The sequence below is a fragment of the Hoeflea sp. genome (genome assembly GCF_039975035.1).
Lineage (GTDB): Bacteria > Pseudomonadota > Alphaproteobacteria > Rhizobiales > Rhizobiaceae > Hoeflea.
Genome location: NZ_JBDWHW010000190.1, coordinates 1 through 19,457, shown reverse-complemented (window position 1 = coordinate 19,457; position 19,457 = coordinate 1). Strand labels below are relative to the sequence as shown.

General features: G+C 61.4%; 20 protein-coding genes. 9 read left to right on the top strand and 11 right to left on the bottom strand.

What is annotated here, in order from left to right:
• Positions 1 to 28: 28 nt before the first annotated feature.
• Together rnr and topA are read right to left on the bottom strand one after the other, a co-directional pair.
• Positions 29 to 2,392, bottom strand: a complete 2,364-nt coding sequence (rnr, locus tag ABJN75_RS17145) for a ribonuclease R (protein WP_348440800.1) — start codon at positions 2,390 to 2,392, stop codon at positions 29 to 31.
• Positions 2,393 to 2,394: 2 nt separating this feature from the next.
• Positions 2,395 to 5,022 (bottom strand): type I DNA topoisomerase, encoded by a 2,628-nt coding sequence (gene topA, locus ABJN75_RS17140; RefSeq protein WP_348440799.1) that lies wholly within the window; start codon positions 5,020 to 5,022, stop codon positions 2,395 to 2,397.
• A gap of 254 nt (positions 5,023 to 5,276) precedes the next feature.
• Here topA and ABJN75_RS17135 point away from each other — a divergent pair, with 254 nt between their 5' ends.
• The gene (locus ABJN75_RS17135) at positions 5,277 to 5,486 is read left to right on the top strand and encodes a hypothetical protein (protein ID WP_348440798.1); all 210 of its coding nucleotides are present in this window, start codon (positions 5,277 to 5,279) and stop codon (positions 5,484 to 5,486) included.
• Positions 5,487 to 5,501: 15 nt separating this feature from the next.
• Here the strand turns inward: ABJN75_RS17135 and dprA are convergent, their stop codons facing one another.
• The 4 genes from dprA to ABJN75_RS17115 form a co-directional block, all read right to left on the bottom strand.
• Positions 5,502 to 6,653, bottom strand: a complete 1,152-nt coding sequence (dprA, locus tag ABJN75_RS17130) for a DNA-processing protein DprA (RefSeq protein WP_348440797.1) — start codon at positions 6,651 to 6,653, stop codon at positions 5,502 to 5,504.
• Complete coding sequence (gene plsY, locus ABJN75_RS17125) at positions 6,653 to 7,231, bottom strand: glycerol-3-phosphate 1-O-acyltransferase PlsY (protein WP_348440813.1); 579 nt, start codon at positions 7,229 to 7,231, stop codon at positions 6,653 to 6,655. Before plsY ends, dprA begins: the two co-directional genes overlap by 1 nt.
• A 90-nt stretch (positions 7,232 to 7,321) precedes the next feature.
• Complete coding sequence (locus ABJN75_RS17120; RefSeq protein ID WP_348440796.1) at positions 7,322 to 8,608, bottom strand: dihydroorotase; 1,287 nt, start codon at positions 8,606 to 8,608, stop codon at positions 7,322 to 7,324.
• Positions 8,605 to 9,540, bottom strand: a complete 936-nt coding sequence (locus tag ABJN75_RS17115; protein WP_348440812.1) for an aspartate carbamoyltransferase catalytic subunit — start codon at positions 9,538 to 9,540, stop codon at positions 8,605 to 8,607. The genes ABJN75_RS17120 and ABJN75_RS17115 overlap by 4 nt, the downstream gene beginning before the upstream one ends.
• A gap of 126 nt (positions 9,541 to 9,666) precedes the next feature.
• Between ABJN75_RS17115 and ABJN75_RS17110 the strand changes: the two genes are divergently transcribed.
• A complete protein-coding gene (locus ABJN75_RS17110) occupies positions 9,667 to 11,325 on the top strand; it encodes an acyl-CoA dehydrogenase family protein (protein WP_348440795.1) in 1,659 nt (552 codons plus the stop codon).
• Here the strand turns inward: ABJN75_RS17110 and ABJN75_RS17105 are convergent, their stop codons facing one another.
• The gene (locus tag ABJN75_RS17105; protein WP_348440794.1) at positions 11,326 to 12,258 is read right to left on the bottom strand and encodes an AEC family transporter; all 933 of its coding nucleotides are present in this window, start codon (positions 12,256 to 12,258) and stop codon (positions 11,326 to 11,328) included.
• A 234-nt stretch (positions 12,259 to 12,492) separates the two neighbouring features.
• Here ABJN75_RS17105 and ABJN75_RS17100 point away from each other — a divergent pair, with 234 nt between their 5' ends.
• Entirely contained in the window at positions 12,493 to 13,050 is a 558-nt protein-coding gene (locus ABJN75_RS17100) for a hypothetical protein (protein ID WP_348440793.1), read from the top strand.
• The gene (locus tag ABJN75_RS17095) at positions 13,047 to 13,397 is read left to right on the top strand and encodes a DUF6105 family protein (protein ID WP_348440792.1); all 351 of its coding nucleotides are present in this window, start codon (positions 13,047 to 13,049) and stop codon (positions 13,395 to 13,397) included. The genes ABJN75_RS17100 and ABJN75_RS17095 overlap by 4 nt, the downstream gene beginning before the upstream one ends.
• On the opposite strand, the gene ruvX is transcribed toward ABJN75_RS17095, so the two are convergent.
• Together ruvX and ABJN75_RS17085 are read right to left on the bottom strand one after the other, a co-directional pair.
• Positions 13,383 to 13,880, bottom strand: a complete 498-nt coding sequence (gene ruvX / locus ABJN75_RS17090; protein ID WP_348440790.1) for a Holliday junction resolvase RuvX — start codon at positions 13,878 to 13,880, stop codon at positions 13,383 to 13,385. The two genes, ABJN75_RS17095 and ruvX, sit on opposite strands and share 15 nt — an antisense overlap.
• A gap of 8 nt (positions 13,881 to 13,888) precedes the next feature.
• A complete protein-coding gene (locus ABJN75_RS17085) occupies positions 13,889 to 14,185 on the bottom strand; it encodes an alkylphosphonate utilization protein (RefSeq protein ID WP_348440789.1) in 297 nt (98 codons plus the stop codon).
• A gap of 315 nt (positions 14,186 to 14,500) precedes the next feature.
• On the opposite strand from ABJN75_RS17085, the gene ABJN75_RS17080 reads away from it, so the two are divergent.
• The 4 genes from ABJN75_RS17080 to gatA all read left to right on the top strand — a co-directional run bounded on the left by ABJN75_RS17080 (position 14,501) and on the right by gatA (position 17,591).
• Positions 14,501 to 15,208 (top strand): metal-dependent hydrolase, encoded by a 708-nt coding sequence (locus ABJN75_RS17080; protein ID WP_348440788.1) that lies wholly within the window; start codon positions 14,501 to 14,503, stop codon positions 15,206 to 15,208.
• A 130-nt stretch (positions 15,209 to 15,338) separates the two neighbouring features.
• Entirely contained in the window at positions 15,339 to 15,626 is a 288-nt protein-coding gene (gene gatC, locus ABJN75_RS17075; protein WP_348440787.1) for an Asp-tRNA(Asn)/Glu-tRNA(Gln) amidotransferase subunit GatC, read from the top strand.
• A 4-nt stretch (positions 15,627 to 15,630) separates the two neighbouring features.
• Positions 15,631 to 16,113 carry a GNAT family N-acetyltransferase gene (locus ABJN75_RS17070; RefSeq protein ID WP_348440786.1) on the top strand — a complete coding sequence of 161 codons (483 nt, stop codon included), beginning with the start codon at positions 15,631 to 15,633 and terminating at the stop codon, positions 16,111 to 16,113.
• Entirely contained in the window at positions 16,110 to 17,591 is a 1,482-nt protein-coding gene (gene gatA, locus ABJN75_RS17065) for an Asp-tRNA(Asn)/Glu-tRNA(Gln) amidotransferase subunit GatA (protein ID WP_348440785.1), read from the top strand. The genes ABJN75_RS17070 and gatA overlap by 4 nt, the downstream gene beginning before the upstream one ends.
• Positions 17,592 to 17,649: 58 nt before the next feature.
• Here gatA and ABJN75_RS17060 read toward each other — a convergent pair whose 3' ends face one another.
• On the bottom strand, positions 17,650 to 17,907 hold the full coding sequence (locus ABJN75_RS17060) for a YjhX family toxin (protein ID WP_348440784.1): 258 nt from the start codon (positions 17,905 to 17,907) through the stop codon (positions 17,650 to 17,652).
• Between the two features lie 390 nt (positions 17,908 to 18,297).
• Here ABJN75_RS17060 and ABJN75_RS17055 point away from each other — a divergent pair, with 390 nt between their 5' ends.
• Positions 18,298 to 18,822 carry a GNAT family N-acetyltransferase gene (locus tag ABJN75_RS17055; RefSeq protein ID WP_348440783.1) on the top strand — a complete coding sequence of 175 codons (525 nt, stop codon included), beginning with the start codon at positions 18,298 to 18,300 and terminating at the stop codon, positions 18,820 to 18,822.
• Positions 18,823 to 18,920: 98 nt separating this feature from the next.
• Here ABJN75_RS17055 and ABJN75_RS17050 read toward each other — a convergent pair whose 3' ends face one another.
• The gene (locus tag ABJN75_RS17050; RefSeq protein ID WP_348440782.1) at positions 18,921 to 19,205 is read right to left on the bottom strand and encodes a DUF6455 family protein; all 285 of its coding nucleotides are present in this window, start codon (positions 19,203 to 19,205) and stop codon (positions 18,921 to 18,923) included.
• Positions 19,206 to 19,457: the final 252 nt, after the last annotated feature.

The window sequence follows — 19,457 nt, the reverse complement described above, 5'->3', positions numbered from 1 at the left end:
CGCTGCTGGTTGTTCGCTCGGCGCTGTTTCAGCGCCGCCCGCGTGGAGGGCGTGTTCCTGGCTTCTTGGGGCCGCCACGGCGCGCCCGGCCGGATTTGTGAAACGACCTGGTGCCGGCAGGCATTTTGTGTCCTTCACTGACCATCTCAAACCGCATCGAACCGGCCAGCGGTATAACTTCGACAATCTTGACCTCCACCCCGTCGCCGAGCCGGTATCCCAGGCCGGTTTTCTCCCCCGCGAGTGCCTGATGAGCCTCGTCGTAGTGATAATAGTCAAGTCCCAGTGTTGAGACAGGTATAAAGCCATCCGCGCCAAATTGCGGCAGGCTGACAAAAAGCCCGGATTTGGTCACGCCGGAAATGCGCCCTTCAAAGGTTTCGCCAATGCGTCCGGCGAGGTGGTGGGCAACAAGCCGATCCACTGTATCGCGTTCTGCTGCCATGGCGCGTCGCTCGGTGACAGAAATTTCCGCGGCAATGTTTTCCAGCCCGGCTTCTTCCGCAGGCGTGATTGCGCCCTCGCCAAGGCCCAGCGCACCGACCAGCGCGCGATGCACGATCAGATCCGCATAGCGCCGGATTGGCGAGGTGAAATGCGCGTATTTCATGAGGTTGAGACCAAAATGACCAAGATTTTCCGGTGAATAGATGGCCTGGCTCTGGCTGCGCAGAACCATCTCGTTGACCATGCCCTGATGGGGCTCTCCCGATGCCCGAGCCAGAATCCCGTTGAAAGCGCTTGCCCGTACCGCCGCTCCGCGCGCCAGTGACAGGCCGAGCGTGCCGAGAAACTCGCGCAGGACTTCCTGTTTGGCCAGCGATGGCTGGTCATGAACGCGGTAGATCAGTGGTTGTTTGCGTTTTTCCAGGGTTTCCGCCGCGGCGACATTGGACTGGATCATGAATTCTTCGATCAGCCGGTGCGCGTCGAGCCGCTCGGGCACGATCACCTTGTCGACCTTGCCATCCGGTGTGAGCAGGATCTTGCGCTCCGGCATGTCGAGATCAAGCGGCTGGCGGCGGTCCCGCTCTCGCTTGAGCACAGCATAAGCGTTCCACAGCGGCTTCAGGACGGCTTCCAGCAGCGGGCCGGAGGTGTCGTCGGGATTACCGTCAATCGCTGCCTGGGCCTGCTGATAGGACAGTTTGGCCGCGCTCTTGATCATCACCCGGTGAAACTTGTGACCGACCTTGCGCCCTTCGGCGGAAAACACCATGCGCAGCGCCAGCGCCGGCCGGTCCTCGCCCTGGCGCAACGAACACAGATCGTTGGAAATCCGCTCCGGCAGCATCGGAACCACCCGGTCGGGAAAATAGGCGGAGTTGCCGCGCTTCAGCGCTTCCCGGTCGAGCGCCGAGTCGGGACGCACATACCAGGACACATCTGCAATCGCGACGGTAATGATGACGCCGCCGGTATTGTCCGGGGAGGTGTCTTCCTCGGCGAAGACCGCGTCATCATGATCCTTGGCGTCGCTGGGGTCGATGGTGACCAGCGGCATATCCCGCCAGTCCTCGCGTCCTGCGGAAAGCGGGGCGGGCTTTGCGTCGTCAGCGGCTTTTAACACTTCGGCGGGAAACACATGCGGAATGCCGTGGGAATGGATGGCGATCATCGAGATGGCCTTTTCGCCATCGACCGAACCCAGCACGGCGTGAACCTTGGCGCGCGGCAAGCCCATGCGGCCGAGCTTCGCGGTCTCCACCTCGACCAGATCGCCGTCTTTTGCCTCACCGGTGAAATCGGGATCAATGGCGAATTCCTCACCGCGCCGTTCAATCGGCATCAGCCTGCCACCGCCGCCCGGAGTGGAGCGGAAAACGCCGAGAACAAGACCCTCGCGCCGGTCGAGCACCTTCATGATGCGGGCGGTGTAGCTGGTTTTCGCGCCATGCGTCGTCGCAAATATCCGTGCCAGCACCTTGTCGCCGATGCCCGCCGCGATCGATGGCGTGCGGCTCTTGCCGCGTTCGCGCCCGGCGTTTGACTGACGGACTGTCACCGCCGGCGCCGCACCATGATCCTCGAGCCATTCAGCCGGCCGGGCGACCAGGTCGCCGTCAGGGTTGCGCATGGTGATTTCGAGCACCGCCACCGCCGGCAGCGTGCCGGGTCGCCTGAGCATTTTGCGGTCGCGCTCGATAAGCCCCTCATCCTCAAGCTCGCGAAGCAGAGCCTTGAGCTCGGCGCGCGTGTCGCCTTTCAATCCGAACGCCTTGGCGATGTCGCGCTTGGAGGCGCGATCCGGGTTTTCGCCGAGAAAACGCAGAATCGTTTCCCTGTCGGGAAGATCTCCGCGGCGAAACGCCGGGCGGTCCTCCCCGGTTTTTACGTCCGGCTTGCCGGTGTTTGGTTTGCCAGTCACGGATTTGCGGGGAGGGTGTCCCAATGTCAGTCCTTCTTCGCCTTGGCGGCTGCGGGTTTCTTGGCCTTCGCCTTCGGTTTGGTTGCCTTCTTGGCTGCCGACGCTTTCTTGGCCGGCGCCTTCTTGCCCGATGTAGCGGCTTTTGCTGCAATCATTTCAAGCGCTTCCTCAAGCGATACCTCGGTGGGAACCTTGTCCTTCGGCAGGGTCGCGTTGATCTTGCCCCAGTTGACGTAAGGTCCGTATTTTCCGTCCCGCACGGTGACCGGGCCGCCGTCGGGATGATCGCCGAGCGCCTTCAGCGCCGCCGGTGTCCCTCGACCCCGGCCGGGACCTTTGGCCTGCTTTTCGGCAATCACGGTGACCGCACGATTAAGCCCGATGGAGAACACATCCTCGATGCTCTCAAGATTGGCGTAGGTGCCGTCATGCAACACGAAGGGACCATAGCGACCGAGCCCCGAGGAAATCATCTTTCCCGATTCCGGATGCTGTCCGATGTCGCGCGGCAGGCTTAGCAATGCCAGGGCCTTTTCGTAATCGATCGTGTCGGGCGCCCATCCCTTTGGCAGGCTGGAGCGCTTGGCTTCCTTGCCCTCGCCGCGCTGGACGTAGGGTCCAAACCGGCCGGTGCGCAGGGTAATCGGCTCTTCCGTGTGCGGATCCTTGCCCAGATCCCGAGGCTCGTTCGACAGAGCCGCATCGCCGTCAGCGTTCTGATCGTTGGAAAGCTGGCGTGTGAAATTGCAGTCGGGATAATTCGAGCACCCGACAAAGGCACCGTACTTGCCGAGCTTGAGCGACAGGTTGCCGGTTCCACAGGTCGGGCAGATACGCGGATTTGATCCGTCCTCACGTACCGGAAACACCAGCGGCGCCAGCGCCTCGTTGAGCGCATCGAGCACCTGTGTAACACGAAGGTCCTTGGTATCCTCGATGTGGGAATGAAACTCCGTCCAGAATTCGCGCAGCACGTCCTTCCAGGCAAGTTCGCCCGCGGAAATCCGGTCAAGCTTTTCTTCGAGATCCGCGGTGAAACCGAATTCGACATAGCGCTCGAAGAAGTTCTCCAGAAACGAGATGACCAGCCGGCCCTTGGGTTCGGGGATCAGTCTGCGCTTGTCGATGACCACATATTCGCGGTCACGCAGGGTCGCCAGTGTCGAGGCATAAGTCGAGGGCCGGCCGATGCCGAGCTCTTCCATCTTCTTGATCAGTGAAGCTTCCGAATAGCGTGGCGGCGGCTCGGTGAAGTGCTGCGTGGCGTTGATCTTGTCCTTGGCCAGCGCTTCCTTCGCATTGATTTCGGGCAGGCGGGCGTCGTCATCATCGTCGCCATCTGATTGTTCACCGTCTTCCTTGGCATCGGTGTAGGCGGCAATGAACCCGTCGAACCGGATTACCGATCCGGTCGCGCGCAGGCCGGCGCTCTTGCCGTCCTTGGTCGCGGTGATGTCGACGGTGGTCCGCTCTATCTCTGCCGATGCCATCTGGCTGGCAATGGCGCGTTTCCAGATCAGGTCGTAAAGCTTGAGCTGATCGGCATCGAGATAGCGTTTGACATCATCGGGTGCGCGCTCGAATCCGGTTGGCCGGATTGCTTCGTGCGCTTCCTGCGCATTCTTCGCCTTGGTGGTGTAGATGCGGGGTTTTTCCGGGCGGTAGCGATCACCGAAGCGCGCCGCTATGGCGGCACGGGCTTCCTCGATGGCCTCGGGCGCCATTTGCACGCCATCGGTTCGCATATAGGTGATCAGACCGACGGTCTCGCCGCCGATATCGATGCCTTCATACAGTCGCTGCGCCACCTGCATGGTGCGCGAGGCATTGAAGCCGAGCTTTGACGATGCTGCCTGCTGCAAGGTTGACGTGGTGAAGGGGGCTGACGGATTGCGCCGGGTCGGCTTGGCCTCCACGCTGTCGGCGACAAAGGACGCGCCCTCGAGCATGTCCTTGATGTTGCCTGCCAGATCGCCGCCGGTGATCGACATCTTGGAGATCTTCTCACCGTCATGCGAGGTGAGGCGGGCGGTGAAGCCGTCGCCGCGCGGTGTCTTCAGGTCAGCCGAAATCTGCCAGTACTCTTCCGAATTGAAGCGTTCGATCTCGCTTTCGCGGTCGCAGACGAGCCTCAGCGCCACCGACTGAACCCGACCGGCCGAGCGGGCGCCGGGAAGTTTCCGCCAAAGCACCGGCGACAGGTTGAAGCCGACCAGATAGTCGAGCGCCCGGCGCGCCAGATAGGCGTCGACCAGCGGCGTGTCGATCTCGCGCGGGTTGTTCATCGCATCGAGAACCGACTTCTTGGTAATCGCATTGAAGACGACGCGGGAGACTTTCTTGTCCTTGAGCGCCTTCTTCTTGGTCAGAACCTCAAGCACATGCCAGGAAATGGCTTCACCCTCGCGGTCCGGGTCCGTCGCCAGAATGAGCGAATCCGCTCCCTTGAGCGCCTCGGTGATATCCTTCAGCCGCTTGTTGGAGGCGGTATCGACTTCCCACAACATGGCGAAGTCCTCGTCGGGAAGCACCGAGCCATCCTTGGCCGGGAGATCGCGGACATGGCCGAAAGAGGCCAGTACCTTGAAATCGCTTCCGAGGTATTTGTTGATCGTTTTTGCCTTCGCAGGCGATTCGACTACCACTACATTCATAAGATTGCTCGCATTCGGCCATGGGATTCGGCATGCCGCGCGAATTCGCGCCGTACCGATTTGGCCCACGAAATGTACAGGGAAATCGGTGCGGTCAAGCCCATCTTCCGATTTACCGCCATTTCACAACCCAAATACAACCATTGCGCGATTACCGCTCTATTGCAATTTAAGATATTTTGATTATCGTGTTTCAAGGATCTGCCTGACGGTTTGCAATGAGCGGTCATGTGGACAAAATCAGGGGAGCCAAGATGCCAACCCGGCGCACTCACGGTTCATTGGAGAAGGCCCGAACGGAGCAAAACATCGCCTATATCCGGCAAATGCTGGCTGAACTGCGCACGGTTGCCGAGAGTGAAAATGCTGACATGCTCTGTTATCTGATCGAGATGGCCTATTTGGAAGCCGGCGATGTTCTGGCCGGACAGAGGCCGCTCACCATGACCAGAAATGCCCACTGATTGCGATCTGGTGTGCTAATTCTCGTCAAAGGCCAGTGACACCATGCCGCCGGGGTGCCGATGCAGACGGCCGGCGAGATCAAGCTCAAGCAGCACAAGATAGACCGTCGCCGCCGCCACGCCGGCGTGCCTGATGATGTCGTCGATTTCAGCGGGCGAGGGACTCAGCGCCTCGATCACACGGGCTCGGTCGTCGTCACGCGGCTCGTCGAACGGTGCACCGTCCCCGGATCCGGGTTCCTCCATGACCGGTTCGTCATCGGGAAACATCCGGCTGGAGGGGGCCAGCGCGTCGATCACATCGCGGCTTTCCGTGGTCACGATGGCGCCGTCCTTGAGCAGGCCATTGGTCCCCGCGGCCCGCGGGTCGAGCGGCGAACCGGGAACGGCAAACACCAGCCTGCCGAAATCAGCGGCTCGCCGGGCAGTGATCAGCGAGCCCGAGCGTTGTGCCGCCTCGATCACCACCAGGCCAAGCGCGACACCCGCGATCAGCCGGTTGCGCCGTGGGAAATCGCGGGCGCGCGGTTCCCAGCCCATCGGCATCTCGCTGATGGCAAGACCGCTTCCCGAGCAGATTTCACGGTAGAGATCCAGGTTTTCCGGTGGATAGGGTTGATCCAAACCACCCGCCAGCGCGGCGATGGTCCCGCTTTCAAGGCTTGCGCGATGCCCTGCCGCGTCTATGCCGCGCGCCAGGCCTGACACCACGACATAACCGGCGGCGCCGACTTCGCGCGCCATCCGCGCAGCCATCTTGGCGCCTGAAACCGAAGCGTTGCGTGCGCCCACGATTCCGACAGCGACCGTTGTCGCCAGCGACAAATCGCCGATTGCCGCGATCAATGGCGGCGCTCCGTCGATGCGCCTCAGGGCCGGGGGGTAATCCGGTTCGCCTATCCCGACGAACACGGCGCCAAACTTCCGCGCCGCCTCCAGTTCGCTCTCGGCATCGCCAATGCTCGCCACTTTTATAGTGCGTGCCGACCCCCCGCGCCGCGAAAGCTCGGGCAATTGCTCGAGAGCGGTCTCGGCGGACCCGAAATGATTGATCAGGTCACGGAACGTCGCCGGTCCGACATTGTCAGAGCGGATCAGCCGCAACCAGGAGAGCCGTTGGCGATCGGAAAGGATGACACCGCGTCGCCCTTCGTCGCCGGGAGGCATCAGCCCTTGTCCCCGATCCGGCCTTCGGTTCCGGCAAGCAGGCGGCTTATGTTTTCCCGGTGCTTGAGAATGGTGATTGCCGACATGACCAGAAACAGCGAGGCGATGCCGGGCTTTCCATAAAGGTAAAGCGCAGCAGGCACGACCACAGCCGCTGTCAGCGCCGCAAGCGACGAGTAGCGGAAAATTTTGGCCATGGCGAGCCAGACTGCGGCGAAGACCAGGACGATCAGCGGCGCCAGCCCCAACAGCACGCCCAGATAGGTGGCGACGCCCTTGCCGCCCTTGAATTTCAGCCATACCGGATAGAGATGGCCAAGAAATGCGCCTAGCCCGGCGATCAGCGCCGCTTCAAGGCCAATGAAATAGCGTGCTGTGGCAACCGCAACGGTGCCCTTGAGCGCGTCGGCCAGAAGCGTCAGCGCCGCGAGCTTCTTGTTGCCGGTGCGCAGCACATTGGTCGCGCCGATATTGCCCGATCCGATTTTCCGCACATCGCCCAGTCCGGCCATCCTGGTCAGGATCAGGCCAAACGGGATCGAGCCGCACAGGTAGCCCATAAGCAGCGAGATGAGCATTTCCGGCGTGGAAAGAGACCAACTGATCAAACCAGGCACGACGCTGTTTCCCTTCCTTGATGTGCATCCCGAGTGCCGGATTGGCGGCGGTCAGGCGCGATGAACTGTGACACCTGCAACCAGCGTTTGCAACACCTTGCCGGTAAAGCGCGCGTCCTCCAACGGGCTGTTCTTGGACTTGGAAACGATGTCGTCCTTGGACAGCACCCAGGGATAATCCGGGTCGACCAGCGCGATGTCGGCGCGCGCCCCGGTTTTGAGCGATCCGGCATCAAGACCCAGGATCCGGGCCGGCCGGGTCGACAGCGCGTCGATCAGGCGCATCAGCGGCACATCGCCTGAATGGTAGAGCCTGAGCGCCGCCGCCAGCATTGTTTCCAGTCCGATCGCACCGTTTTCCGCGTCCGAAAACGGCAGCCGCTTGGTGTCGACGTCCTGCGGATCGTGGGCGGACACGATAATGTCGATGGCGCCGTCAGCCAGCGCTGCGACCATGGCCTTGCGGTCATCCTCGGTCCTGAGCGGCGGCGACAGCCGGAAGAAGGTGCGGTATTCACCGATATCGGTTTCATTGAGCGTGAGGTGATTGATCGAGATCCCGGCAGTCACATCGAGCCCGCGGGCCTTGGCGGCGCGAATGATGTCTGCCGATTCAGATACCGATATGCTCATCGCGTGATAGCGCGCGCGGGTCAGGCCGGCGAGCCTGAGATCGCGTTCAAGCGGAATGATCTCGGCTTCGCGCGGAATTCCGGGCAGACCGAGCCAGCTTGCGAAAAGCCCTTCGTTCATCACGCCCGCGCCGCCCAGCTGCCGGTCCTGTGTCGCCACTGCGATCACCGCACCGAAATCGCGCGCATAGGTCATCGCGCGGCGCATCACCGCCGGATTGTCCACGGTATGCCGTCCGTTGCTCAGCCACACCGCGCCGGCTTCGAGAAGCAATCCGAATTCGGTCATCTCCTCGCCCCTGAGGCCCTTGGTCAGAGCCGCGGCCGGATGGACATTGACGACCGCCTCGTCGCGCGCCAGCCGCAGCACAAAATCGACCAGCGCCACATCGTCGATCACCGGATCGGTGTCCGGCATCATGATCATCGAGGTCACGCCGCCACGTGCTGCCGCCCGGCTTGCCGATGCGATGGTTTCGCGGTGTTCGGCACCGGGTTCGCCAATGTGGACGCAGGCGTCAACCAGCCCGGGTATGGCGATCAGGCCGGTGCAGTCCTCTCTCTCGGCTTCGAATGGAACTGCGACCTCCAGCGCTTTCGCGCCGATAGCCGCGATTTTGCCGTCGACAATGAGGATGTCGCCGGTCTCGTCCATTTGGGTGGAAGGATCGACGATCCGGACATTGCAAAGAACCCGCGGCTTCATGGCTGGTTCCCCTGCGGCAGCATCAGCGTTTCCATCACCGCCATGCGCACGGCAACCCCCATCTCGACCTGCAGCTCGATGACGCTCTGCGGTCCGTCGGCAATGTCAGAGGCGATCTCGACGCCGCGGTTCATCGGGCCGGGATGCATCACCAGCGCGTCGGGCTTGGCCGCTTTGAGCTTGTCGGCATCAAGCCCGTAGTAGCGAAAATACTCGCGCACGGAGGGCACGAACGAGCCCGCCATGCGTTCTCGCTGCAGCCTGAGCATCATCACCACGTCCGCGTCCTTGAGCCCGTCCTCCATGCGCTGGAACACTTCGACGCCCATATCGGCAATTCCCGACGGCAGCAGGGTCGAGGGCGCCACGACCCGGACGCGTGCACCCAGCGCATTGAGCAACAGAATGTTCGACCGCGCCACGCGCGAATGCAGCACGTCTCCGCATATGGCGACGATCAGCCGCCCGACCTTGCCCTTGGTGCGCCGAATGGTCAGCGCGTCAAGCAGTGCTTGCGTCGGATGCTCGTGCGCGCCGTCGCCGGCATTGATCACCGGGCAGCCGACCTTCTGCGACAAAAGCGCCACGGCCCCGGCCGAGGAATGACGCACCACCAGCACATCGGGCCGCATGGCGTTGAGCGTCATCGCGGTGTCGACCAGCGTTTCGCCCTTCTTGACGCTTGAATTGGCAACCGACATGTTCATCACGTCGGCGCCAAGCCGTTTGCCGGCCAGTTCAAAAGAGGCCTGCGTCCGGGTGGAGGCTTCGAAAAACAGATTGATCTGGGTGAGACCGCGCAAGGTCGAGGTCTTTTTCTCGCGCTGGCGGGAGATTTTTACCGCCTCATCCGCGCAATCGAGCAAATAGTGTATGTCTTGCTCCGAAAGCCCCTTGATTCCGAGCAGGTGGCGGTGCGGAAATGACATCACGTTTCCCATGGGGTTGAGGTCTTTCGCGGTCTATAGAAAGGTTATGGGGCAGGGGCAAGCTTCCCATGCCTTGAAAAGCGCGCTGTCCCCATGCAAAAGCGCACGAATCCCTGTAAGCGAGGTCAGATGAGCCCGATCCAAGCCTTTGGCCCGCAGGCCGAGAATCAAAGCCCGCCCTTTTCAGGGCACAACGCCTATCGCGCCGATCCCTTGCTGAAGGACATCGCGGCCGATATGCCGCGTGCGCTTCGCGATGATTTCGAAACCGTCGGAAAATTCGTGGCCTCGGCGGAAGCGCAGGACCTTGCGCGCATCGCCAACCGCGCTGTGCCTGAGCTCAAGACCCATGACGGCTACGGCAATCGCATAGATCAGGTTGATTTTCATCCCAGCTGGCATGCGCTGATGCGCCGCTCGGTGTCCTCCGGACTGCAGGGATCGGTCTGGGAGGGGCGCCGCGAGGAGAAGGGTTTTGCCCATCAGGCGCGCGCCATCCGCTTCTTTCTCACCGCCGGTCTGGAATGCGGCCATCTGTGCCCGCTCACCATGACCAATGCCTCGATCGCCGCGATCATGGCCTCGCCCCGCATCGAGAAGGCGTGGGCGCCGCAGGTTGTGTCGCGCCGCTACGATTCGAGCAACCGCCCTGCCATGCAGAAGTCCGGTGTCACCATCGGCATGGGGATGACCGAGAAGCAGGGCGGCACCGATGTGCGCGCCAACCAGAGCGAAGCGGTCCGCGCCGGCGAAGGCGTTTACCGGCTGTCCGGCCACAAGTGGTTCATGTCCGCGCCGATGTCTGATGCTTTTGTCATGCTGGCCCAGACCGGTGGCCAATCCGGCGGCGAATTGAGCTGTTTCCTGGTTCCCCGAATCCTGGAGGACGGCAGCCTCAACGGATTGCGGCTGCAGCGGCTGAAAGACAAGCTCGGCAACCGCTCTAACGCCTCTTCTGAAGTCGAGTTCAGCGACACCTTCGGCTTTTTGCTCGGCGGCGAGGGCGAGGGGATCCGCACCATTCTCGACATGGTCACGCTGACCCGGCTCGACTGTGCGCTGGCTTCTGCCGGCATGATGCGTGCGAGCCTCGCCGAGGCCGTGCACCATTGCCGTCACCGCCGCGTCTTTGGCGAGTTGCTGGTCGACCAGCCGCTGATGATCCGCGTGCTCGCCGATCTGGCGCTCGATACGGCTGCCGCCACGGCGCTGTCGATGCGCCTTGCCCGTGCTTTCGACAATGCTCGCGACAACCCCGCCGAAGCAGCCATTGCCCGGCTGATGACGCCGGTCGTCAAGTACTGGGTCTGCAAGCTCGCCCCGTCGGTCATCTATGAGGTGATGGAGTGCATGGGTGGCAACGGTTATGTCGAGGAACGTGCCGTCGCCCGGCATTATCGCGAAGCTCCGGTCAATGCGATCTGGGAAGGGTCGGGCAATGTGATGGCGCTTGACGTGCTCAGGGTTCTCACCCGGGGCCGCGATCTGTGTGAAGTGGCGCTCGACAGCATCACCACGGATCTTGGCGCCGCCGGGCCGCGTACCGTTGATGTGCTCAGGGCCTGCATGGCGGTTGCCGAGCGTGACGAGGGTGCCGCGCGAATGTTGACGGAGCAATTGGCGCTGGCCGCCGCCGCCGCCGAATTGACCCGGTTGGGCGCCGGACACGTCGCCGAAGCCTTCGTCGAAACCAGGCTGGGCGGCGCCTGGCGGTCCACCTACGGCATGCTCGATGCCCGGTTCGATGCCCGCCAGATTGTGGACTTGCTCTATCCGCCCGGCGGCTGATCAGCCAAGATAGGCTGCGGCAATCCACATGGCGGCCGGAATGGTGATGAACGATGCAGCCGTCTGCACCGTTGAGACTGCTGCATAAAGCTGCGTGTCGCCACCCATTTGCCGGGCCAGCACATAACCGTTCAATGCGGTTGGGACCGAGGCGCACAACACCAGGATCATCACCGTCTCGCCAGCCAGGCCGAAAGACAGCGCCAATCCACCCATGATCAGCGGGAAAATGATCAGCTTGAGCGCAACGGAAACCAGGGTTGCTGCTCCGGGGCGCAGCGCATCGTTGACTTGCAAACCCGCCCCCACCATCAACAGTCCAAGCCCCAGCGCGGTGCGGGCGATCAGGTCAATCGCCTGTTCAAGCGGAGGGTAAAGACCGTAGGGCAGGGCGTTGACGAAGAGGCCGCCCATGCACCCCAAGATCAGCGGATTGCCCGCCATCCGCTTGATCAGCGTGGTCATGCTTCGAGCGCCGGTTCCATACCAGATCAGGACGGCCAGGTTCAACATGTTGATCGGGATGATGATGACGGCCATCACCAGCGCCACAATGGCAAGTCCCGTGGTTCCGAATATCTTTTCGGCAATGGCAAGGGCGATAAAGGCGTTCCAGCGCGATGATGTCTGGAACAGCGAGGTGTAGCGGGAATCCGTCATTCCATTTGCGCGGACCAGCGGACGCAAGGCCAACAGCAATAGGCCCATGATGAACACGGAAAGCAAGGCCACCATTGAAACAGCGCCCAGCTTCAGGTCCGAAAAATCGGCGGTGGCAAGAGTCAGAAACAACAGCATCGGAAACAGCAGATAATATCCAAGCGTTTCCAGGCCCGGCCACACGCTCTGATCAATGAACGACATGCGTCTGAGCGCGACGCCCAGCAGCACGATGGCAAAGATTGGCAGGATACTCTCGAATATCTGGATCATGGCAGTGCGAGGCTGGGGAGAGGGATTGCTGGGGGAACCACTGCCACGGCAGGGCGGAGACGCATGGTCATATGCGGGCCAAGGCCATTGGGCAATACCGGCGTTAACCTTAATAAATGGTTTACATTGCGTGGGACGGCGGCGGCGTCCATGCTGCCCAGGTAACCATGACCACGCCCAGTCCCTGCAAACGGATGCAAAATGATATCTGGCCGATTGTTTTTTACCGCTATAATGTTGTTTTGGATCAGTTTTCTGGCGCTGCTGGCATTGGTCGTCACCTATGCGCCGCACGGCGGGGTGGAGCTTGCAGGATTGACCCTTTTCGCAGGCACCGGACTGGTTGACGCCGCGATCGCGGCGATGAAGGCAATTGGCTTTTCGCCGCTTACCCGCAGCATTGTGTTTGGAATAATCGGGGGGTTCAACATTGCCTCGGCGGGATTGACGCTGTTTGCCTTGATGTTTTCCGTGCTCGGCGAAGCGCCCGAACAGCGCGAGGCGCGTCCGCTGGCTGAAGGTGCGGCTGCCTTCGCCGCAGCCGCCGCGGCCTTGATCGTGGCGGTGTCGTTTGTCGGTGGTGAGGCAGGCGCGTTGCTGGTGTTGCAGATGGTGGCGCTGGGCGGCTTGCTTTTGACTGTCACGTCGTTCGTCCAGACTTCAATCGATACTGGTGATGTTGCCGATGACGGCCTGGACACACTTGGCGGGGTGATTGCCGATCATGCTGCCAATCACGCCGCGTTCAGCGCCCAGCTTGCGTCCTTGTCCCGGCGCGGAGCCGCGACATGAAGGTGTTTCTGGTTCTCTGGATCCTTCCCATCGTGCTGCTCGGCAGCTGGTACGGACTGTCCTATTACGACATCAATTTCGGCTACCGGATCCTCAGTCGCGAACTGCATGATCTGGTGTTCACGATTTACGGCAATTTGCTCGGCATTCCGCCCGAATCGATACCGCCGCTTGTACTCAAGGCAGTGATTTTCGACTCGTTTCTTGTCGTCGGATTCATTGTGATCAAGCGCCGCCGCAAGCAGATCTGGGCAGCGATGCGCAAATTCTTCGGCTGGACCGAACATCGCGAGTCCCCGCAGAAGACTGTCTCTTCTTCCAGCTCGGATTACTCACCCGTCTCCTGAGCTGCTTCTGGCCGCTCTGCGAAGCCCTGAAAGCCGGTCGAGAGCGCCCTGCAGAATAAAGCTCGCCGCAGCCGAATCGATCCGCCCCTTGCGTTTCATGCGCGAGACATCCATCTCGATCAACGCGCGCTCGGCCGCCACCGTCGACAGCCGTTCGTCCCAGAAGACGAATGGCAGATCGGATTTTTCCGCCATGTTGCGCACGAAAGCGCGAGTGGCCTGAGCGCGTGGACCCTCGCTGCCGTCCATGTTGACAGGCAGGCCAATCACCGCGGCACCTGCGTTGTCGCGGGCAAGGGCGGTAAGAAGCACCTGGGCGTCCAGGGTGAATTTCTTGCGTTTGATCACCGGGCGCGGCGAAGCGAGGCTGCGCGAGAGATCCGACACCGCCAATCCGATAGTCTCGGTGCCCAGATCCAACCCGGCGATGGTCTGGCCGGGCGTGAGCAGGGCATCCAGCTCTTCCATGGTAATTGCAGCCATGAATCGCCCTAACGCTTCCGGACGAATTCCGTGCGCAGCACAAGTCCCTTGATGGCGTCGTGCCTGCAGTCGATTTCTTCGGGATTGTCGGTCAGCCGGATCGTTTTGATGACAGTGCCCTGTTTCAGCGTCTGGCCCGCACCCTTGACCTTGAGATCCTTGATCAGCGTCACCGAATCTCCATCAGCAAGCTCATTGCCCGCCGAATCGAACGTCGCTGCGGCCTTTGCCGCTTCCGCCGCCATCTCGGAGGCCGGACGCCATTCGCCGGTAACCTCGTCGTAGATATAGTCGTCGTCTGCCATGATTTGCCCCGCCGTGATTTGCGTCTGTGGTTTGGCGTACAACGGCAATGCCAGATATTGCCATCGGTGCGCGCGGTTAATGTCGCATACTCTACCCGCGCCACCGGTGCAACATGACGCCGGACCGCTCCGCAGCGATATCACCGGGTGCCGGCGTGGCCAGTTGGCAGCCTCTGGATTCGGTGCCGGTTTGATGGATTTTCCGCCGCCGGCAAGACACGCGGCGCATACTTGCCTGTTCGCTCCCGCGATCCATTGCCGAAATCCGGTTTGATCCGGTAGGATCGGCCGAAAGCATCAATGGGAGATACAAACGTGAAAATCACCTGGCTCGGCCATTCGGCATTCCGGCTTGAAACCGCCAAATCGACGATACTGATCGATCCGTTTTTCACCGGCAATCCCGGCTTTGAAGGCAATGACCCGAAGGAAGCGGTCAAGGGCGTCACCCATATCCTGCTCACCCACGGCCATGGCGATCATGTCGGCGACACCGCCGCCATCGCCAAAGAAACCGGTGCGATTGTGCTCGCCAATTATGATTTGGCCATGTGGCTCGGCCATCATCACAAACTCGACCGGCTGGAAATGGGCAACACCGGCGGCACCGTCTCGCTCGACGGCTTTTCCGCGACCTTCGTCAATGCACTGCATTCTTCGGCCCACATTACCGAGGATGGGGTGTCGCATTCGCTTGGCAGCGCCAATGGCCTGATGCTGCATTTCGAGGATGAACCCGGAGTTTTGCACATGGGCGATACCGATATTTTCTCGGACATGGCGCTGATCAACGAACTGCATCGTCCGGAAATCGGCATTGTTCCGATCGGCGACCGGTTCACCATGGGCGGCGCAGTGGCGGCGCTCGCCTGCCGACGGTTTTTCTCCTTCGCCAAGGTGTTCCCGTGCCATTACGGCTCGTTCCCGATCATCGATCAGACCGCCGATGCGTTCCTTGAGGCGATGGAAGACGACGCCAGGAACGTCGCCGTGCCCAAATCCGGTGAAGGTCTTACGGTCTGAGGCCTTGGTTTAACCGCCCGAAGTGACCCAAACCGGCCAGTACATCGACAAATCCTTGCCCCGCAGTTGCGCGGCTGCCCGCTCGCCGCTATAGCGGGGCAATCCGTTCACGCCACCCGATGAGGACCCTATGTCCGTAGATCTTGCCACCGTCAAACGTGTCGCGCACCTGGCCCGCATTGCGGTCACCGACGAGGATGCCGCTCGCATCGAAGGCGAACTCAACGCCATTCTGGGTTTCGTCGAACAACTCTCCGAAGTCGATGTCGAAGGCGTGGAGCCGATGACTTCTGTCACCCCGATGGCGATGAAGAAGCGCGCCGACGTCGTCACCGATGGCTCCAAGGCCGAAGACATTGTCGCCAATGCGCCCGACAGCACGGACAATTTCTTCGTCGTTCCGAAGGTGGTCGAGTAGGACCATGGCTGTCTCGGTCGCCATTGAAACGCCGCTGCAGGACGAGGTGAGGGGGCTGGTGGAAGCGCTCGACGCCTATCTGGTTCCCTTGGCACCGGCCGAATTTCATTTCGGACTGGACATCGAGGAAATGGCCGGAGCCGACACCACTGTATTTGTGGCGCGCACGGATGCCGGCGAGGCCGTCGGCGTAGGCGCGCTGAAGGATGTTGGCCATGAGTCCGGCGCGCGCACCGGTGAGGTCAAGCGCATGTTCACCCTTCCGTCGGTGCGCGGCCAGCGCATCGGCTCGGCTTTGCTTGATGCGATCTGCGATTCTGCCGTCGCACTGGGCATCAAACGGCTCGTTTTGGAGACCGGAGTGGGCGAGGGCCTTGCCGCCGCCGTCCGGCTTTATGAAAATCATGGCTTCACCGAATGTGGCGCCGTCCTCGATTATCCCGATTCCGGCTATTCCCGGTTTTTTGAAAAGAAGTTGTCCGCATGACCGACCTTACCCGTCTGACCATTGCCGAAGCCCGCGACGAGATGAGCAAGGGTGCATTCTCCAGTCTGGAATTGACCGAGGCTTACCTCTCGGCCATCGACGCCGCCAACCCGGCGATCAATGCCTATGTGAAGGTCACCGCCGACAAGGCCCGCGACATGGCCAGGGCATCGGACGCCCGCCGCGCCGGCGGGACGGTGGGTGCGCTGGAAGGCATTCCGCTCGGCATCAAGGATCTCTACGCTACCGAAGGCGTGCACACCCAGGCCTGCAGCCACGTGCTCGACGGCTTCGAGCCGCGCTACGAATCGACCGTGACCGCCAATCTCTGGGCCGATGGCGCGGTGATGCTGGGCAAGCTCAATATGGATGAATTCGCCATGGGCTCGTCCAACGAGACCTCCTATTACGGCCCGGTGATCAATCCTTGGCGGGCTGAAGGCTCCAATGCCAACCTGGTGCCCGGCGGCTCTTCCGGCGGCTCCGCTGCGGCAGTGGCGGCACTGCTGTGCGCCGGCGCCACCGCCACCGACACCGGCGGTTCGATCCGCCAGCCCGCGGCCTTTACCGGCACCGTCGGCATCAAGCCCACCTATGGTCGCTGCTCGCGCTGGGGCATTGCAGCCTTTGCCTCCTCGCTCGATCAGGCAGGTCCGATTGCCCGTGATGTGCGTGATGCGGCGGTCCTGCTCACATCGATGGCCTCGGTCGACGCCAAGGACACCACTTCGGTGGATCTGCCCGTGCCGGATTACGAGGCCGCACTCGGCGGTTCGGTCAAGGGCCTGAAGATCGGCATCCCGCGCCAGTACCGCATCGACGGAATGCCCGAGGAAATCGACGCCGTCTGGCAAAAGGGCATCGAATGGCTCAAGGATGCAGGCGCCGAGATCGTCGATATCGAACTGCCGCACACCAAATACGCGTTGCCCGCCTATTACATCGTTGCCCCCGCCGAAGCCTCGTCCAACCTGGCCCGCTATGACGGTGTCCGCTACGGCCTGCGGGTGCCCGGCAAGGACATCGCCGATATGTACGAGCAGACCCGCGCGGCCGGATTTGGCCCCGAGGTCAAGCGCCGCATCATGATCGGCACCTATGTGCTCTCCGCCGGCTATTACGACGCTTATTACCTGCGCGCGCAGAAGGTCCGCACCCTGATCAAGCGCGATTTCGAACTGGCGTTTGACGCCGGCGTCGACGCCATCCTGACACCGGCCACCCCGTCTTCGGCCTTTGCCGTGGGTGACGAGAATCTGGCCAGCGACCCGGTGAAAATGTACCTCAACGACATCTTCACCGTCACCGTCAACATGGCCGGGCTTCCCGGCATCGCCGTGCCCGCCGGCCTTGATCCGAAGGGTCTGCCACTCGGCCTGCAACTGATCGGTCGTCCGTTTGACGAGGAAACCCTGTTCAAGACCGCTCACGTGATCGAGCAGGCCGCCGGCCGGTTCGAGCCCAAGCGCTGGTGGTAGTGGCCTTGAACGTCTCTTTTCGTGCTTTGAAGCGGCGCCCGGAGGCGCCGCTTTGGTGTTAGCGGTTGTTCAACTGTGATCTGACCAGTTCCAGACCGCGTCGGGTCACCAGATACGGCTGCCCCTGCCGCGAACGGACCGCCCGTTTGCGTTTGAGCTTGCGGAAGGTTTGGAGATCGAGTTCACCGAACAGCCAGCCTTCGCGGGTGATGAGCTTGATGTCGGCGATCTTCCTGTTGCAGTCGCGGATGAGTTCAATCCTGCCGCCTTGAGCCAGCAGGTGCAAAATGCGCTGTTCAGCGCGTGATATGTCCATTGTAACAGTGTCCGGAAAAGCGCTTCAGTGAGCGCACAAAAACAGCTGCCAGCCTCACGGAGACCGGCGGTTTCATGTTTTTGCAGGGGCCATGCGCGGCGTTGTGGACGCGGGCAGGCCCGTTATCGGGACTCGGACGAGGAGAACATAAAAGCTCCGTTGATCGATGAATGATGAATAGGTCCGCTTGGCCGGACGGTCAAGAAAAGATCTGTCGCGCGCCACTGCAAAGCTGACGGGTGTTGCCTGCCTGCATGGTTCCCGATGTCATGAGGCTGGCGTGAAATTGCCGCCACAGGGCCGCAGGGGTTGATAGCTGGCTGAATTCCGGCGACAGTCTGTGCGAATGGCGTGCTGTTTGGCGTGACCACCACTCATGGAGCCGTTTTCATGCTTGTTATCCGGCCTGCCAATTCCGCCGAAGCACAAGATCTCGCAAGGATCGGACTGGCGGCATGGGAAAAGGCGGTCAGCCTCTGGGGCGAGGATGCGGATCTGCTGCGCGAAAACGCCAGGAACGCCTATTATGACTTCTGCACCCGCTGCTGGCCCGATATTCTGGTTGGCGAGTGGGATGGCGACCTGGTCGGCTGGGGCGCTTGTGAAAAGGCCGACGACTTCATTACCGACCTCTGGGTAGATCCCGGGTTTCAGGACCGGGGCATCGGCACGGCACTGCTCGCGGAAATAGAAGCCGGCATCAGGCAGCGTGGATATCCTTCAGCCCGGCTCGACACCCATGCCGGCAATGCCGGTGCGATCAGGCTCTACAAGCGGCAAGGCTACCGTGTGAAGTCCTATTTCGTCACCTATTCCGAAGCGCTGGACCAGGACATCGACAAGGTCGAAATGATTAAGGAACTGGAGCCGGGCATGGAACAGGACCCGGATGAGGACGGGCTTTACAGCCTGTAAGAATGGGCTGAATCCGGACAAAAAAGACCCGGAGACGGCGTTCCGCTCCGGGTTGGGCAGTTGGGCAAAGAAATCTCTGCCTTGAGGGAGCTGCAAATTCAGGCCGCGCTGGGCGTTTCGGTTTCCATGTTATCGAGCACCCGGTCAAAAAGATCGTGGTTTCGGCAAAATTCGGGGGCTTCATCCGGATTGGTTTCGTTGGTCAGCCAATGTTCGCAGGCATCCGGCCGGTCGCAGGTCAGGCAACGGTTGGCGGCGCGCCGCAGAACGCCCGCATGATCCGGCAGCTTCCACATTTCATCCGCGACGCCGAGTTTCTTCATCATGGCGTCCATCAGGTCTGCCTGCTGGGTCAGACGATTGAATATATTGAGTACGCTCATGGTCCACTCCTCTTCTATGCTGTTCAAAACATCCCATGGGGAACTGAGGCCCGCATTGATCTCGGTCAATCAAATTGCAGGTGGCATTTGCGCTCTTGATCGGGTCAAATGCCCAGGGGAATCGGGTGAAGCAATCATCTGGCGATGATGCTTGCAAGGAAATCGTCGTCCCAAGCGGCGACTTTTCGTCTGAGGCGCAGCGAGTCCTTTCCGGGGGTCATTCGGATGAGGTTGTGGGCCATGTGCTTGAGC

What these genes read in the sequence shown, in the direction of transcription:
- topA (WP_348440799.1), bottom strand. Translation starts at nt 5,022, where the DNA reads ATGAATGTAGTGGTAGTCGAATCGCCTGCGAAGGCAAAAACGATCAAC.
- ABJN75_RS17135 (WP_348440798.1), top strand. Translation starts at nt 5,277, where the DNA reads ATGCCAACCCGGCGCACTCACGGTTCATTGGAGAAGGCCCGAACGGAG.
- dprA (WP_348440797.1), bottom strand. Translation starts at nt 6,653, where the DNA reads ATGCCTCCCGGCGACGAAGGGCGACGCGGTGTCATCCTTTCCGATCGC.
- plsY (WP_348440813.1), bottom strand. Translation starts at nt 7,231, where the DNA reads ATGCTCATCTCGCTGCTTATGGGCTACCTGTGCGGCTCGATCCCGTTT.
- ABJN75_RS17120 (WP_348440796.1), bottom strand. Translation starts at nt 8,608, where the DNA reads ATGAAGCCGCGGGTTCTTTGCAATGTCCGGATCGTCGATCCTTCCACC.
- ABJN75_RS17110 (WP_348440795.1), top strand. Translation starts at nt 9,667, where the DNA reads ATGAGCCCGATCCAAGCCTTTGGCCCGCAGGCCGAGAATCAAAGCCCG.
- ABJN75_RS17105 (WP_348440794.1), bottom strand. Translation starts at nt 12,258, where the DNA reads ATGATCCAGATATTCGAGAGTATCCTGCCAATCTTTGCCATCGTGCTG.
- ABJN75_RS17100 (WP_348440793.1), top strand. Translation starts at nt 12,493, where the DNA reads ATGTTGTTTTGGATCAGTTTTCTGGCGCTGCTGGCATTGGTCGTCACC.
- ABJN75_RS17095 (WP_348440792.1), top strand. Translation starts at nt 13,047, where the DNA reads ATGAAGGTGTTTCTGGTTCTCTGGATCCTTCCCATCGTGCTGCTCGGC.
- ruvX (WP_348440790.1), bottom strand. Translation starts at nt 13,880, where the DNA reads ATGGCTGCAATTACCATGGAAGAGCTGGATGCCCTGCTCACGCCCGGC.
- ABJN75_RS17085 (WP_348440789.1), bottom strand. Translation starts at nt 14,185, where the DNA reads ATGGCAGACGACGACTATATCTACGACGAGGTTACCGGCGAATGGCGT.
- gatC (WP_348440787.1), top strand. Translation starts at nt 15,339, where the DNA reads ATGTCCGTAGATCTTGCCACCGTCAAACGTGTCGCGCACCTGGCCCGC.
- ABJN75_RS17070 (WP_348440786.1), top strand. Translation starts at nt 15,631, where the DNA reads ATGGCTGTCTCGGTCGCCATTGAAACGCCGCTGCAGGACGAGGTGAGG.
- gatA (WP_348440785.1), top strand. Translation starts at nt 16,110, where the DNA reads ATGACCGACCTTACCCGTCTGACCATTGCCGAAGCCCGCGACGAGATG.
- ABJN75_RS17060 (WP_348440784.1), bottom strand. Translation starts at nt 17,907, where the DNA reads ATGGACATATCACGCGCTGAACAGCGCATTTTGCACCTGCTGGCTCAA.
- ABJN75_RS17055 (WP_348440783.1), top strand. Translation starts at nt 18,298, where the DNA reads ATGCTTGTTATCCGGCCTGCCAATTCCGCCGAAGCACAAGATCTCGCA.
- ABJN75_RS17050 (WP_348440782.1), bottom strand. Translation starts at nt 19,205, where the DNA reads ATGAGCGTACTCAATATATTCAATCGTCTGACCCAGCAGGCAGACCTG.